Origin of the sequence: Mycobacterium ahvazicum (assembly GCF_900176255.2) — a bacterium.
Classification (GTDB): domain Bacteria; phylum Actinomycetota; class Actinomycetes; order Mycobacteriales; family Mycobacteriaceae; genus Mycobacterium; species Mycobacterium ahvazicum.
In genome coordinates, this window is sequence record NZ_FXEG02000002.1 from 1,030,419 (window position 1) to 1,045,950 (window position 15,532).

Annotated in this window: 14 protein-coding genes and 1 pseudogene; 9 read left to right on the top strand and 6 right to left on the bottom strand. The window is 63.5% G+C overall.

The annotated features are described in order from the left end of the window. Nucleotides 1–110 precede the first annotated feature (110 nt). Entirely contained in the window at nt 111–581 is a 471-nt protein-coding gene (locus tag MAAFP003_RS07180) for a CAP domain-containing protein (protein WP_165796378.1), read from the top strand. A gap of 75 nt (nt 582–656) precedes the next feature. Here MAAFP003_RS07180 and MAAFP003_RS07185 read toward each other — a convergent pair whose 3' ends face one another. After that, complete coding sequence (locus MAAFP003_RS07185) at nt 657–1,196, bottom strand: restriction endonuclease (RefSeq protein WP_096285664.1); 540 nt, start codon at nt 1,194–1,196, stop codon at nt 657–659. Nucleotides 1,197–1,370: 174 nt separating this feature from the next. On the opposite strand from MAAFP003_RS07185, the gene pstS reads away from it, so the two are divergent. Next, a complete protein-coding gene (gene pstS / locus MAAFP003_RS07190; RefSeq protein WP_096285666.1) occupies nt 1,371–2,492 on the top strand; it encodes a phosphate ABC transporter substrate-binding protein PstS in 1,122 nt (373 codons plus the stop codon). Nucleotides 2,493–2,527: 35 nt separating this feature from the next. Here pstS and MAAFP003_RS07195 read toward each other — a convergent pair whose 3' ends face one another. Further along, nucleotides 2,528–3,343 carry an SDR family NAD(P)-dependent oxidoreductase gene (locus MAAFP003_RS07195; protein WP_165796324.1) on the bottom strand — a complete coding sequence of 272 codons (816 nt, stop codon included), beginning with the start codon at nt 3,341–3,343 and terminating at the stop codon, nt 2,528–2,530. A gap of 191 nt (nt 3,344–3,534) precedes the next feature. Between MAAFP003_RS07195 and MAAFP003_RS07200 the strand changes: the two genes are divergently transcribed. The 6 genes and pseudogenes from MAAFP003_RS07200 to mtf2 all read left to right on the top strand — a co-directional run bounded on the left by MAAFP003_RS07200 (nt 3,535) and on the right by mtf2 (nt 8,387). After that, nucleotides 3,535–3,843 (top strand): RNA 2'-phosphotransferase, encoded by a 309-nt coding sequence (locus MAAFP003_RS07200; RefSeq protein WP_243393809.1) that lies wholly within the window; start codon nt 3,535–3,537, stop codon nt 3,841–3,843. 3 nt (nt 3,844–3,846) lie between these two features. Then, complete coding sequence (locus MAAFP003_RS29095; protein ID WP_165796325.1) at nt 3,847–5,763, top strand: hypothetical protein; 1,917 nt, start codon at nt 3,847–3,849, stop codon at nt 5,761–5,763. Between the two features lie 2 nt (nt 5,764–5,765). Next, nucleotides 5,766–6,170, top strand: coding sequence for a hypothetical protein (locus MAAFP003_RS07215; protein WP_096285672.1), 405 nt, complete (start codon nt 5,766–5,768; stop codon nt 6,168–6,170). Nucleotides 6,171–6,306: 136 nt separating this feature from the next. After that, nucleotides 6,307–6,486, top strand: a pseudogene (locus MAAFP003_RS30085) (hypothetical protein); the annotation flags it as partial. A gap of 165 nt (nt 6,487–6,651) precedes the next feature. Then, nucleotides 6,652–7,482, top strand: coding sequence for an LLM class F420-dependent oxidoreductase (locus MAAFP003_RS07225; RefSeq protein WP_096290934.1), 831 nt, complete (start codon nt 6,652–6,654; stop codon nt 7,480–7,482). A gap of 83 nt (nt 7,483–7,565) precedes the next feature. Continuing rightward, nucleotides 7,566–8,387, top strand: a complete 822-nt coding sequence (mtf2, locus tag MAAFP003_RS07230) for a fatty-acid O-methyltransferase Mtf2 (protein WP_096285676.1) — start codon at nt 7,566–7,568, stop codon at nt 8,385–8,387. 33 nt (nt 8,388–8,420) lie between these two features. On the opposite strand, the gene MAAFP003_RS07235 is transcribed toward mtf2, so the two are convergent. Both MAAFP003_RS07235 and MAAFP003_RS07240 read right to left on the bottom strand, forming a co-directional pair. Then, nucleotides 8,421–9,197: a hypothetical protein gene (locus MAAFP003_RS07235; RefSeq protein WP_243393811.1), complete on the bottom strand. Its 777-nt coding sequence runs from the start codon at nt 9,195–9,197 to the stop codon at nt 8,421–8,423. A gap of 149 nt (nt 9,198–9,346) precedes the next feature. Further along, a complete protein-coding gene (locus tag MAAFP003_RS07240; protein WP_096285678.1) occupies nt 9,347–11,125 on the bottom strand; it encodes an NAD-binding protein in 1,779 nt (592 codons plus the stop codon). A gap of 318 nt (nt 11,126–11,443) precedes the next feature. Between MAAFP003_RS07240 and glnA the strand changes: the two genes are divergently transcribed. Further along, a complete protein-coding gene (glnA, locus tag MAAFP003_RS07245) occupies nt 11,444–12,880 on the top strand; it encodes a type I glutamate--ammonia ligase (RefSeq protein WP_096285680.1) in 1,437 nt (478 codons plus the stop codon). An 18-nt stretch (nt 12,881–12,898) separates the two neighbouring features. Here glnA and MAAFP003_RS07250 read toward each other — a convergent pair whose 3' ends face one another. Together MAAFP003_RS07250 and MAAFP003_RS07255 are read right to left on the bottom strand one after the other, a co-directional pair. Then, entirely contained in the window at nt 12,899–14,614 is a 1,716-nt protein-coding gene (locus tag MAAFP003_RS07250; protein WP_096285681.1) for an ABC transporter ATP-binding protein/permease, read from the bottom strand. 8 nt (nt 14,615–14,622) lie between these two features. Beyond that, nucleotides 14,623–15,531: a phosphatidate cytidylyltransferase gene (locus tag MAAFP003_RS07255; protein WP_096285683.1), complete on the bottom strand. Its 909-nt coding sequence runs from the start codon at nt 15,529–15,531 to the stop codon at nt 14,623–14,625. Between the last annotated feature and the right edge of the window lies 1 nt (nt 15,532).

Sequence of the window (15,532 nt, forward strand, 5' to 3'; positions counted from 1 at the left end):
CGGACACAGCGGCGCCGCTCAGCGCCACGGGCTTCGAACGTCCATGGTCACAAGTCGGTAACGCTGGCATGCCTGGGATCGATGAACAATACGTGGCAACAGGCAACGCGATGGGGAAAATCAAAACTGTCGCCGTGGTCTCGATCGGTGTTTTGCTCATCACGGCTCCCGGGACGGTTGCTGAGTTTGCGGCGCGCGCCGACGGTGCAGGGGCCGCGTTGTACGGCGGCGTCAACCGGGTGCGCGACGCATGCGGGGCAATCGGCGCCGACCCGCGGTTGACAGAAGCGGCCCAGCGGCACGCGGACGACATGCTGCGCAACGGTGTGAACGGCCATATCGGTTCGGACGGTTCGTCACCGCAGGTGCGTATCACCGACGCGGGCTACCGGACCCCCTACAGCGGTGAGGTCGTCTTCTGGGGCACCGGATCCGCGGCGAATCCGAGTCAAGCTCTCGACTTGTGGATGCAAAGTCCTCCGCACCGCGCGATCATCCTGAACTGCGCATACACGGCAGCGGGCTTCGCCACCGCCTCCGACGGCAACAAGATGACCATCGTCGGCGACTTCGCCGCTTGATACCCTCGGTGGCCATACCAAAACGCCTGGTGGAGAATCAGATTCGAATTTCGGCGCAAATCTGAGCCCAGAACGTCAGTTACGCAACACTTTTCCAGTGGGCGCGGGGACCCAGCTTTGCAACGCCCGGCGGCCAATCAGCTGACAACCGTGTGTGTAGGCCAACTGCTTTGCAGCAGTAGTGAACTCCTGATTGCTCACCACGATGCTGCGCGTGCACCCGTGATGGCGCGCACCCGCCACCACCTGCTGGACAGCGGCGACTCCAATCGTCTTACCGTGCCGCTTGCACTGGACCGCCGCATACTGGCCGTCCTTCTGCGCGATCAGGTCGACGCCGTAGTCACCCACGGCAGGGGTGAAGCTGACCTGCCAGCCCGCGCGCTGCATGCGTGCCGCGACGTAATCTTCAAACTCCACGCCGTCCATCGCGTCGATTTCCCCGATGCCCGCATAGGTCCGTAATCGCCGCCGCGACCGACGGTAGGCCGGCTGAATCAAGCCGGCGAAAAGCAGTCCACAACAAGCTCCCACCACACCCAGCGCGACGCGGTGGGTGAAGAATCCAAACAGCAGCCCGAAGTAGAGCGGTAGAAAAGCGAAGGCCGTCCTCATGCCGTCGAGACGTCTCGCAGGCCCCGCGTGCCGGTCGCGGAAGCGACGATCGTTGACGCCCTATTCATGAGCCGATGATAAAGATGAGCGACGACATACAACGTCGTCCGACGACGGGGATGTCGCGCGCTTGAAGTACGTGTCCCGCAACGGGCCGAAAATAAAGGGGAGGACGTGAACTTTCGCTACCGCACGGCGTTGGTTTTGGTGTCGCTGGCGTTGGTCGCGGCCTGCGGGTCAAGCAAGACCGGCGGTTCTCCCGGGTCATCTACGGCGCCCGTGGTCACCGCGCCCGCGACGTCAAAGGTGACATTGTGGGAAACCGGTTCCAAAGATCTCTACCCGCTGATCGATGCCTGGGCCGCGGCGTATCACGTGAAATATCCAAACGTCACGATCACAACGGACGGCACTGTGTCCGCGTTCGGGATCTCGCAAGCGGCCGCCGGAGCAGTCAATATCGGTGCCTCGGGCGCCTACCTGTCCGCTGCCGACGTCGCCGCGCACCCAGGGCTGATGAACATCGCGGTAGCCATTTCGGCGCTGCACATCAGCTACAACCTGCCCGGCATCACCGAGCACCTCAAGCTGGACGGCAAAGTCCTTGCGGCGATGTACCAGGGCACGGTCAAAACCTGGAACGACCCGCAGATCGCTGCGCTCAACCCGGGCGTGAATTTGCCCGCTACCGCGGTGATTCCGCTACATCGTTCCGACGGATCCGGCGACACATTCTTGTTCACCGAGTATTTGTCGAAGCAAGACCCCGACGGCTGGGGCAAGTCACCCGGCGCCGGCACCACCGTCGATTTTCCCGCGGTCCCGGGTGCACGGGTTGAGGACGATGCCGAGGGCAAGGCGGGCATGCTGAACGACTGCGCCGCGAACCCCGGCTGTGTCACGTACCACGGTAGCGGCTACCTCGACGTGGCCCACCAGAAGGGACTGGGTGAAGCCCAATTGGGTAACGCTGCAGGCAATTTCCTGCTCGCCGACCCCCAGAGCATTGGGGCCGCGGCGGCCAGCCTGGCCGCACAGACCCCGCCGAACCAGTCGATCTCGCTGGTCAACGCGCCCGCCGCGGACGGATATCCGATCGTGAGCTATCTGTACGCCGTCGTCTACGGCAACCAGAAGGATCCCGCCACGGCGCAGACGCTGCAGGCGTTTCTGCACTGGGCGGTGACCGACGGGAGCAGTGCCTCGTTCTTGGAATCCGTTCATGCCTACGTTTGGCCCCTGCCCGGCGGGGTTGCGAAGTTGTCGGACGCCCAGATTGCCAAGATCGCCGGCTAGGCGTACGTGCGCCGAATGCCGAAACCCTAAGACACCTACGCGGAGTCCTTGCCCAACCCACGTTCCATGAAGCGCCCCATGGCCATGACGGCGCGGCGGCGTGGCATCAACCGGGTGCTAAGCAAGGTGACGAAGCGGTTCGGGCGTCCGGGCATGACGAGATGCTTACGGCCAATGGCTTTTAGCGTTTCCGCCGCGGCGTCGCGCGGATCGGCGATCTGCCAGCGGGGATACTGCGACAACGCGTCGCCCTGCGTGTCCATCAGTCCGGCGGACATGACGAGTACGTCAACGCCGCTACCGCGGGTTTCGTACCACAGCACCTCACCGAACACGATCTGAAACGCCTTGTTGGCCGCGTACGCGCCGGTGTACGGCGCGGGAATCAGTCCCGCACCTGACGCAACGATCACGATGGCTCCTCGGCCCCGCCGCGTCATCAAATGCGCGAAGCGGTAGATGAGGTTGACGTACGCGCGCGCGTTGATGTCGATCATGGCGTTGTGGACGTCTAACGACATGTCCAGTATTTTCGGCGTGTCCTTCGGGGTGTACATGTGGTTGCAGATAAGGACGTCGACGGTGAGGTCGGCGAGCTGGTCGAGGATCTTCGGATAGACCAACAAGTCGCCGAGATCGGCCGCGATAGTGCGGACTTCGACGCCGTACTCCGTCCGAAGCGCCGTGGCTCGCGCTTCCAGCTCCTCTGCCAGGATGTCAACAAGCACGAGATTGAGACGGCGACTGGCGATTTCGCGCGCATAAGCAAACCCGAGTCCTCGTTCCCCGGCGCTGCCGGTGACCAGTGCCCAGGAACCCGCGTACCGATCAAGCGGATGGTGTTGACTCACGAAACCTCCAAAAACGTGTTCCCGTCCAAGCGTGCGAATCGTACGGCCCAGCTGCCGTGCAAGGTCGGCGACTTGTACAACCCGCCATTGAGGGCGTCGCGGTCGCCTCGGTAAGCGAGGGTGAGGGGCGTCGCCTCGCAAAACCAGCTAAGCTTCACGGCGCGGTGCCGGGGATCGAAGGGGGGGCCATCGTGGCTGATGAATTGGAATCCGATCTCGTCGCGCTGCACGTTGGTAGCAATCACGTGCTCAATGGGATCGGCGAGGCCGCTGTGGACTTCGTCGGCCATGAAGACGGGCTGGCCGACGCCGCGCCGGGTTGGGTGGGGTCCTCGCAGCTGGCGTTGGGTCAACTCGCGGCGCGGTGGGAGGCCCGGCACAGCCAACACAAGCTTCAGGTAGGCGGATTGGGGACGCACGTCGCGGAGGCGCTAGTCGTCTACTCCACGAACGAGGACCGTTCGACCGGCATGCTCAGGTCGGTGCAGGAACAGGGGTAGCGAGTGGGGTCGCTGACTCCCGCGGATGTCAAGCGCTGGGATCTGAACGCGATTCGCGCGGTGTTCGAGACGGCCACCGGACGCGCTAATACGTTGCAGCGCTTGGGGGAAAGCCTGCAGCAGGCCCACAACGTGCTCGCCGAGTGGCAAGGTGAAGCAGGCGACGCATTTCGCGTCGATGTCGGAAAGATTCGGCGCGACATCGAGGCGGACGGCGCGGAATCCCAGCAGGTGGCAGCGGCGGTGTCGCGCGCCGAGGCGGATGTGAGCGCGTGCAAGCGCGAGCTGGATGACGTCGAACGGGCCGCCCAGGCTAACGGTTGGTCCATCACGCCGGACTGGCGGATCGACGTTGGCCCCGGAGGGATTCCCGCGAATCGACTCGATCTCGAGTACAAGCTGCAGAACCTGCAGGGAGAGCTCGACGCCTGCAAACTCCACGCCCACACCGCCGATCACGAGCTTGCCGCGGCGGTGAACGCTGCCGTCGGCGCAGCCCCGCCGGGTGCTCCTGGATCCGCGCCGGGCGGTGCCCCGGCACCGCCAGGCCCGCCGAACCAGGCGCCGGGGGGCAAGCCGAAGACGTGGCAGGACATGTTGGTGCCGGGTGGCGGCGCGGACGCTGCACCGGGCGGCGCTCCGCCGAAGGACGCCCCGGTGCCCGCGGGCAAGCCAAAGACCTGGCAAGACATGTTGATGCCCGCCGACGGTGCTAACACCCCGCCTGGCGGTGTCCCGCCCAAGGACGCACCCGCTCCGGCGGCTGTGGCGCCGGGTGGTACACCGCCAAAGGTGCCGCCGGTTCCGTCAGCTGGGGGCAAGCCGCGGTCGCTCCAGGAAATGCTGTTGCCCGGTGGCCCCGTACCCCTGCCACAGCCGAGCCCGGCGGAGTTGGAGAGCGCCAAGGGGTTGTTGCGCAAGGTGATGCTCGGCGATGGCGTGCCGCCGGATCAGATCGAAGCGCGGGTGAACGAAGTGGTGGCTGGCGCACAGCGGTGGATCGATCAGGGCGGAATACCTCCATACCTCCCTCCCGAGGCAAAGCCGTTGCCACCGCCGGGATTCGGCGAAGGTTTCGCTGACCGCTGGTTCGCCACCGAAGAGAACGTTCACAACCTCCTCGGAGTGGGAAATCGCGGGTTGCCCGGCGCGCTCGACGCGTGGAAGCAAATGATCCAAGGCACTGTCGAGACTGTCCAAAACCCGGCGGGTACGGCGATCGGCGAAGTGCAAAATGCCTTGAACTCGCCGAGTCCGGCCTACTATCTGGGCGGCAAATCCGCCGACGCGGCGGTGTCCTTGCCCGCGATGCTGTTCGGCGGAGAAGGGGCGGCCGCACTTCGTGCAAGCGAACTAGCCGACCTGGGCGGACTCGATGTCGGTCCGGTGGTTTCACAGCACGCGCCCATCGGCTTCGATCACCCCGTTGGCTACCACTCGTGGGCAGAGGGAGCGGCTACCGATCTGAATAACGCGTTTTTGAACGGTGTGCGCACGCGAGGCCTCGCCGAACAACTCGCCGATATGTCGACCCACTACGTCGGGGACAATCCGGACCGAGTAGTCCTGGGCAAATTCGGCGGTCCCGAGGGTGGATACATCGGTGAAGCCAGAGCTGCGGGCGGGATCTACTTCGATACTGGCGATTCGACATGGAAAGCGCTCACCGTGGGCCTGAGTGAATCACAAGAACAAGGCCTGGCGTGGCAAGTCAACGAGCGTTTCCTCCGTACCCAAATGGAGAACGGCGTTCCTCGGATCGAGTTCCGGTTGCCGGAAGGATTCGACAGCGTTGAACAGCTAGCCAACGTGCAGAGGAGATCCTACTCAGCCCTTGAGATTAACTTCTTGAAAGACAATGCTGCGGCGTTCGGGTACGAGCAGCGCGGGAATGTGTGGGTATACATAGGAGGCGGCTAGCTATGAAACCAGCTGAGGTGGAACGGTTTTTGGAGCCCACGTTGACGCGCGCCGGTTTGAAGCTCGACGAAATACAAGGCGATGAGATTTATGGAGATAGGCCCGCCTGGGCAGTTTACTATCGCGGTCATGACAGCAAACTCCAGGTTTGCTGGTCGGCGCGCGATGGTGGGATAGATTTCATGCTGGCACCGCTCGATGCGCCGAACGAGTTCGGATTGCTGAACCGATCAAAAAAATGGCAGTTCATGCTGCTGCTCAGTGCCGCGCACGATGACTTGACGACACCCGGGCTCGACGCCGACGACAACGAAGTGATGTCGTGGCTCGAGGCGCTGTTCAAGATACATTTCGAGGCTGCCCGAGATGCACTGCGATCTCAGGCGGGCACTAGCGACACGCCATGATGCCGAGCGACGACTTGGATTTTAAGCCATGCCATCTGTGTGTACTTGAAGCGTTATCCTGGAACGAATCTGGAGGAGTTCGACTCTCATTACGGCTCGGCGAGTGCCGGCGCGCAGCAACAAGTGCGATCGATACTCAAGCCAAGCTGCCAAATTGGTTGGCGATCGTGCCGCGCGCTTCAAGTACGAGTATCAAGTCCTGAGCCGATTCAATGCTGACTGGGCGAAAAGGCGAGTGCGTGAGCTCGCAGCACTTTTCCGCAACGGCCAGCCCGAAGGCATCGCGCTACTGCCAGACATCGGTGAACCGCTCTAGACCTCGCCGGTGTCTGTCGCTCGGAGGCGGGCATTTACGCACATCCTCCCGCTGCGAGGCCAGTGTGGCTCTGCGACGACCGCGAGTGGCTCGGAATTACCGTTGTGCGTGCGGGCGTTGGTTGACGGGTAGACGACGGATCATCGGCGACAGACAGGGATGAGTATGAAATTCGGTATCGCGACGTTCGTCAACGACGACACCATCGACACGATCTCGCTGGCGCGCGCCATCGAAGAGCGAGGCTTTGAGTCGCTGGTGATCGCGGAGCACACGCACATTCCGGCGAGTCGGGAATCTCCCTATCCGCAGGGTGGCAAGCTGCCCTCGATCTACTACCGCACTCTCGACCCGTTCGTGACGTTGGCCGCGGCGGCCGCGGTGACCTCGTCGATCGAGTTGGTCACCGGGATCGCGCTGCTGATTGAACGGGATCCGATCACCACGGCCAAGGAGGCCGCCAGTATCGACCTGATCTCCGGTGGGAGGTTCGTGTTCGGCGTAGGGGCGGGATGGAACATCGAGGAATTGCGCAATCACGGAACTGACCCGAAAACGCGTGGCGCACTGCTCGACGAACGTATCGAGGCCATCAAAGCGCTGTGGACAACCGAACCCGCCGAGTATCATGGCAAGTACGTCAACTTCGACGCTTCCTATCAGCGCCCCAAGCCGGTTCAGAAACCGCATCCGCCGATCTTCATCGGCGGCGACTCGGACGCCACCGTCAAACGAGTGATCCGCCATGACGCCGGTTGGATGTCCAACCCGCTTCCGGTGGAGCGATTGACCAAGCGGATCGACCAAATGCGTGAGGCCGGGGGCAAGGCGGTTCCGTTGGCGACGTTTGGCACGCCGGCCGATCCTGACTATTGGGACTCGCTGGCGGGCTTGGGATACGAGCGAGTCGCATTGTTGTTGCCGACCAAGCCGCTTGACGAATCGCTTCGGATACTCGACGACCACGCCTCAAAGGTCGCCAGCTACAACGGTTAGGCCACGGTTTCGTCGCTCCACTATCAATATGCGAATTCGGATAAATTCGCTCGGGTTGGTGATCACGGCATTACACTCCGACCATGGAACTCGAGGCCCGAGAGTTGCGTCCTTCGCGGCTTGGGACTCTCAAAGCGAAATTCATCCAGTTCGTATACCAATATTTTTATCCCTACCTGACCCGTCGGCTTCGCGCCGACGACGTTCTGTTCCTCAATTACGGGTACGAGGAAGATCCGCCGTTAGACATACCGCTGTCGGCCTCCGACGAGCACGACCGCTACTTCATCCAGCTCTACCACCGGGTTGCGACCCAGGTTGACTTTGCCGGCAAGCGGGTGCTGGAGATCGGCTGCGGCCACGGCGGCGGGGCCTCCTACCTGATGCGTACCGCACGTCCGGCCTCTTACACCGCATTGGACTTGAACCCGGTCGGGATTGCTTTCTGCCAAGAACGGCACCGTCTGGCCGGCCTGGAATTCATCAAAGGTGACGCCGAGCATCTGCCCTTCCCCGACCAATCATTTGACGCGGTCATCAATATCGAATCCTCACATCTCTACCGCGACTTCCCGCGTTTCCTCGATGAGGTAAGCCGTGTGCTACGCCCCGGAGGCCATTTCTTATATGCCGACTTCCGCTTCGCCGACACCGTTGCCGACTGGGAAAAACAACTGGCGAACGCGCCGATGACGATGCTTTCGCAGACGACAATCAATGAGCAGGTCGTCCGCGGCATGGAAAAGAATTCACAGTGGTGGGTACGTGCGGTCGATCGCCTGGTGCCGGCGCTCCTGCACAGGTGGCTTCTGGTCAACGGGTACGTGCTGGTGTGGCGGGTTCACCAAGACATGAAAAGCGGCGGATCCACCGACTACCGGATGTACTGCTTCGCCAAAGCATGACACCTGCCCGAAAAGGTTGGCGGAAACTGGATTTCAGGCTGGGACTAACCGACGTGCGGTACGTGCCAATCGGGACGGTTTGAACTGCCAGACTTCGTCCCAGATATCCCACGCATACGTGGGCGTGTTGTCAGTCAAGAGGTCGCGAAGACCCGGCAGGCTCAGCTCGTCGGAGGACCACTCGTAGAGGCGACCCCATCTGGGCTGGATGACTCCGATGTCGAGCATGTGACCGAAACCGTGCTCGAGCGCGATGTAGGTTTCCACGTCATCGCCCAGCGGATAGCGGTCGGGAAGGATGCGCGAGAGCGACAAGAAGATCCCGGTCATACCCAAGCGGGGGTCACCGAGGGGCCGCCCAAACGGGGCGAGCCAGCCCAGGGCCAGGCGCGGCGCGGCCACCAGGGCGTGGGCGTAGAGCACCCGGATGAGGACGACGTTGATGAAGAACCGTTCCACCCGCGTTTCCTGACGGGCCAGTTCCTCATTGGCCAAATAGGCGGCGGCAATCGAGGCGTTGTGCGCGCGGTACCAGTTGCGTGCGGTTGGTTGCCGGATGAATGCGAGGTGGGTGCCGACCGCGGATGAGCTGGGCTCGCCCGAATGCCCGAATGCGAACGCCCGGGCTTCGGCGGTATCGCGCAACAGGGTCTCGTTCACCGCCCGCCACCACGGGCTCCCCGGGCAAGAGTCGTCCTGAGGATTGAGCAGCCCGCGGCGCAGCTGCCACCCCATGAACGCCGATGCCGCGCGGCGGTAGGGCAAGTAGCCCTGGTCGACACCGCGCGGAACTTCGTATAGCCGACGCATCAGCGTCAGCCTCGCCGCCGGGTCATCCCGCACGGCCGCTACGAGCGATTCCGCGTGTTCTGCGGCCGAAGCGCGTGACGCACCTGGATCGTCAAACGGCATGTCATCCGTCTTCACCCCGACGATTTGATCGGCGGGCGACCGGTTCGTCAAGCGTCGGGGTCGGGCGCCCATCGGGGTGGGCGCACATCTGGCCGGTGCGCCGAGCGCGCCGCGGCGAGCGTCGCGGCGCGCTGACCGTTGATCGCGGTCAGCGGGGGAGGCTGACCCTTGCGCAGCGTCGCGATCAGCTCGCGGTAAGGCCCGACGAGGTAGACAGTGTCGCCGGCCTTCAGTCGGGCGTCGCGGCGAGGGCGCAACCTGATCGGCCCTTCGGGTCGAGTGATCGCGATGACGCGCGTCTGGGTCGACAGTTCGACCATTTGCAGGCCATCCAGCTCACTGCCCGCCGCCACCAGCATTCCACCGACCATGAAGGAGCGCTGCCCGACCCAAAACGTCCCCAGCACCTGCAACCCCATCGCCGCGCCGATGAACCAGGGCGCTGCCAGATCGACGATCGACCGCACGTTCTCGAAACCGAACCGCCGATGGACCGCGGTGCCGAGTGCGCGGCCCTGAACGCGCATCACGATCGGCACCTTGGTGTCGGCACCCAAGATCTCCAGCAAGACGATGCCGGTCTCGATGTTCTCCATGTCGTCCTTGGTCACCACCGCCACGCCCCGGGCCCGCTCGACGTGCGCCGATTCCAGCGTCTGCCGCATCGTTGAATCCCCGAAGATCACCGGCACATCGAGTTCGGCGATGGTCGAAAGGAACCGGTTGTTCTCGTTCGGCTCGATGACCAGGACGTCGTATCCGGCAGCGGTCAGGTCGGTCACTACACGGACGCCAATTGAGCCCAGTCCGACCACGACGACGTGGTCGCGCATATGACGTGCTCGCCGCAGCCCGGCCGTTTGGACGAATCGCCGCGACAGGAGCAGGTCGGCCAGGAATGCGACCGGGAGTGCAGTGACTATGACGCCGCCGAACATCACCGCGACGGCGAACAGCCGCAGCCAAGAAGATTGTTGCGCGAAGCTGAAATCGCCGTAGCCCACGGTCGTAATGGTCTCGGAGGCGAAGTACAGGGCATCGATCCACGACATTTTCGGGTGCTGGTAGTAGAACCGAACCACGGCGGTCGAGCCGAGCGTCAATAGCAGCGCGAAGGCCAGCGAGGGAAACAGCATCGGGTTCACGTCGTCGCGCATGGCGCGCAAAGCGTCGATGACGCGTCGCACCCGGGAATGACGAGAGCGCCTGGCGGTGGCAGGAGGCACCGTGATCCCGCGGGCCTGCAATTCGTCTTTGACGCCGATCATCGACGTCCAGTCGCCGGCGTAGACCCGCAGATCCCGTCCCGGGCAGGGCACTACCTCGCCCGGTGCGGGTGAGTTCTTGCCGTGGACCACTGCCACGGGTGCCAGGTCAGCATGGATCTCGCGAAGCGTTGCGTCGTAGGGCGCTTCGGACCCCCAGACGACGAATTCGATGCCGGCCGTGTCGAACTGGTGCGCGTTGCGTGACAGCACCGCCTCGACGAGGGATGGCGTCGCGAGGTCGGCGACGTCCAAGATCGCGCCAGGGCCGTTGACGGCGGTAACCGCGTCGCGCAGCACGTCGTTGGCCAGCCGGGCTACCACCCGGACATTGGGGCTGTATTCGCGTGCCAGCAAAGCGATTTCGAGGTTGACCGCATCATTGGGTCCGGCACAGACGACCGCGCGGGCGCGATGCACCCCGGCGCCGAGGAGATCGGCGGCAGTGTTGATCTTGATGATCCGCGCGCCTGCGCCTCTGAGCTCCTCAGCGATCGTCTTGGACAGCGGGTCGTCGCCGCTCACGATGATTTCGCGATGGAATTGGAAGACTTCGCCCATTTCGCGTGATCGTTCGTTTCTTTGCCGCCAGCAGATCGCGACGACTAGTCGACACAGGTCTGCGGTAGGTGTTCGGGCTGTTTGCCATTCGGATGTGGCTTTGCGTTCTGCGCCATGAGTACTCCGACCTCTACTTACACCAGCTTCGGCTGGCTCATATGACTATCGGGCACAACGCCGGATAGCGCCACCGGAGGAGCGAGTGAAAGCCAACCCCGATCTTTATGAGGCGCAACAGGTTCGACTCGAATGCGTCACGCGGACGAAATAGTTGAGGCGTAGAAAGCGCTGTCGCGCCATCAAGAAAAGGAGCATTCCTTGTCCGACAAGACGCCCGACGACATCTTCAAACTCGCCAAGGACCAGAACGTCGAGTACGTCGATGTTCGCTTCTGCGATCTGCCCGGAACCATGCAGCACTTCACGATTCCGATCTACGCCTTCGACGAGAACGTATTCGAGGAGGGCTTGGCCTTCGATGGTTCCTCGATTCGTGGGTTCCAATCGATCCACGAGTCCGACATGTTGCTGCTTCCCGATCCGGAGACCGCGACCATCGACCCGTTTCGTGCGCGCAAGACACTCAACGTCAACTTCTTCGTCCACGACCCCTTCACATTCGAGGTGTATTCGCGTGACCCGCGCAATGTCGCGCGTAAGGCGGAGAACTACTTGATCAGCTCCGGCATTGCGGACATCGCGTATTTCGGCCCGGAAGCCGAGTTCTACATCTTCGACTCGGTAAGCTTTGACTCCCGCACCAATGGGTCCTTCTACAAAGTGGACGCGACGTCGGGGTGGTGGAACACCGGAGAGGCGAACGAGGCCGACGGCACCCCCAACCTCGGGTATAAGGTTCGGCCGAAAGGCGGGTACTTTCCGGTGGCTCCCACCGACCATTACGTCGACCTGCGCGATGAGATTCTCACCCATCTCACGAACGCCGGGTTTGCTCTGGAGAAGGGCCACCACGAAGTCGGCAGCGGCGGTCAGGCCGAAATCAACTATAAGTTCAATACATTGCTGCATGCGGCTGACGATCACCAGATGTTCAAGTACATCGTCAAGCAAACCGCTTGGCAGGCAGGTAAAACCGTGACGTTCATGCCCAAGCCGCTGTTCGGTGACAACGGCTCCGGCATGCACTGCCACCAGTCGCTGTGGAAAGACGGCACCCCACTGATGTACGACGACACGGGTTACGCGGGCCTGTCTGACCTCGCGCGCCACTACATCGGCGGATTGCTCTACCACGCGCCGTCGCTGCTGGCGTTCACCAACCCGACCGTGAATTCCTACAAACGGCTGGTGCCCGGCTACGAGGCTCCGATCAACCTGGTGTACAGCCAGCGCAACCGCTCGGCGTGCGTGCGTATCCCCATTACCGGCACCAACCCGAAGACCAAACGGCTGGAGTTCCGTTGTCCCGACTCGTCGGGCAACCCGTATCTGTCGTTCGCGGCCCAATTGATGGCCGGGTTGGACGGGATCAAAAACAAGATCGAACCCCCACCCCCGGTCGACAAGGATCTCTACGAGCTGCCGCCCGAGGAGGCCGCCGAGATTCCGCAGGCGCCCACTCAGCTGGCCGCGGTGATCGACCGGCTGGAGGAAGATAGTGAATACCTCACCGAGGGAAGCGTTTTCACGCCCGACTTGATCGAGGCGTGGATCAGCTATAAACGCGACTACGAGCTTGCGCCGTTCAATCTCCGGCCGACCCCGTACGAATTCGAGCTCTATTACGACGTCTAGGCCAGCCGAGCCGGCCGCTCAGGCTCGCTCATCGCGTCGCACCCTGCACCATGCGAAGCCCCCGAAGGCAACGGCCAGCGCGCCCAACATCGTCATGTCGAGAAGCCATGTCGACGCGGCGTGGTGCCAGTGGGAATCGTCTGCGATGCCCACGACCAGGTGAGTCAGGTCCGCCGTCGACGCGGTGGCCGCGAAGCCCCATCGCCCGGGCGTGAACCAGGCGAGGGTCTCGAACAACGGCCGGCCGGTCACGGGGATGAACCCACCGGCGAGCACCAGTTGCGCCATCAGCGTCATCGCCAGCAGCACGATGACCTGATCGCTGGTACGTGCCAACGCCGAAATCGCAAGCCCCGCAATCATCGCCACCACGCATGTCGCGGCGACACTGACGAAAAGTTCCAGCATCGGGCTGCCCATCGCCGCCGCCGTCGACGGTCCTGGCTTGCCGATCCCAGGTGCGGTGACGGTCAGGACCAGGATCGCCGACTGCATCGTCGCAACCCCGCCGAAGACCGCGATCTTGCTCAGAAGGTATGCAGTGGAAGATAATCCGGCCGCATGCTCGCGGCGAAAGATCGGACGTTCACCGACGAGGTCGCGCGCGGTGAGGGTGATGCCCATCAGGATTGCGGCGAAGCTCGTCAGTGCAATGACATGCTTCGCTTCCAGCGGCACGGCGGCATCCGCATGGCCGAGTCCCGCATGACCGGCCACGGTCAGTGGCAGCAGCCCGACGATGAACGGCAGCACGGTGAGGAAAGCGGAATAGCCGCGGTTGGCGACAAGGAGCCGAACCTGCCGGTGCGCGAGCGTCGACAGCTGACGCCATAGGCCGGCCCGCGCGGCATCAACCGGCGCTGCGGGCTGGGCGCAAATGAGCTGTACCGCAGTCATTTCCCCCCGCGACCCAACGCCTTCGGTGAAGCGCCGTCGAACGCCGTCGGGATCGGCGCACACGATGTTGAAGATGTCGGCCCAGTCGTCGGCTCCGATGGCCGATGCGATCTCGTTGGGGCGACCGCAGAACGCGGTCTTGCCGCCGGGCGCCAGTAACAGCACCTGGTCGCACACCTCGAGGAAGGTCAACGAGTGCGTCACCACCACGATCACGCGGCCCGCGTCGGCGAGCCGGCGTAGCATCGTCATGACGGCGCGGTCCAGCGCCGGGTCCAGCCCGGTCGTGGGTTCGTCGAGCACGAGGAGCGCGGGATGCGTCAACAGCTCCAAGGCAATTGAGACGCGCTTGCGTTGCCCGCCCGACAGCTTTTCGATGCGCGTCGCGACGTGAGCTGTCAGCTCCAGTTCCTCGAGGACCGATGCGATCACCTGGCGGCGATCGCCGCCGGCGATGTCGGCGGGCATCCGCAGTTGCGCCGCGAACTCCAGCGCCTGGCCGACGGTCAACCGACCATGCACGACGTCGTCTTGGGGCACCATCCCGATCCGGTTGCGCAACGCCGCGCCTGCGGTGTGGAGGTTACGACCGTCCAACGACACTGCGCCGTTGCTCGGACGTGCGGCTCCGGTGATCACTCTGGCGAGGGTGGACTTTCCCGCACCCGAAGGGCCGATCACCGCAGTCAACGTACCCGGGCGTGCGGTGAACGAAATTCCCTCCAGTGCAACGATATTGCGCTCCAGTTTAAGGCTCACGTCACGTACGTCGAGGCCGCCGACCCTGGTGGTCGGCGGGATACGGGTGGCGAAGGCGGGTGCCACAGAACAGGTCATCTGATTCCTTATCCGAGTAGGTAGGCCAGCGGGAGTACCAGCAGCAACGAGTCGATCCGGTCGAGCAGGCCTCCGAAGCCCGAGAGCCAGCAGCCGGCATCCTTCACCTGCGCCTGCCGCTTCAACATCGACTCCAGCAGGTCGCCGAAGAGGCCGCCGAGGGAGACGGCGACAAGCAGTCCGATCGAAATCGTGCCCAGCAGCGAGAGGACCACGAACGCTCCGATGATCGCTCCGGCCATCCCGCCTACGGTCTTGTTGGGGCTCAGTGGAGACAACGGACGACGCGCCCAAGCCATGCGGCGCAGCCCCTTTCCGCCACACCACGCGGCAACGTCAGTGGCCGCGACGGCGAAGCACAGTAGATACGCGTCCGGCCACACCATCACGAGGTGTGCCAACGACCAGCAGATCCACACCGATCCGAAGCCGGCGAAAGCCGTGCGCTTGGCGCCGTGATCCACGTCGCCACCGAGCACCGAAGGGGCCGAGCACAGCAGCACGACGACGGGCGCGAGTTGCAACAGCGACGGACGCAACCACGCCGCGATCGGGTAGAGCATCGCCAGTGCCACGAGCAGGTAGGTATCCAGTCGGCGCAGCCTAACCAATCGCGCGTACTCGGTCACCGCGACGACGGCCAGTGCGGCCGCCAGCGCGGCGGTGGTTCCGTGGCCGATCCACACCGGAAGGCCGACCGCAGGCGCGATCAGCGCCCAGGTGCGCCACTTCTGGATCAGCTCACGCTTGCGGGAGACGAGGACGACGATGCCGGCCAGGGCCAGGATCGCCACCGTGACCCACAGCAGAAACACTGCCCGGGAGTAGAGGTGGATGTGCAGGGGACCCAGGTCGACGTTGAGCGGCATGCGCCGATCCCGGCGGACGAAGGACAGGTAGTTCTCGACGATCGCCATG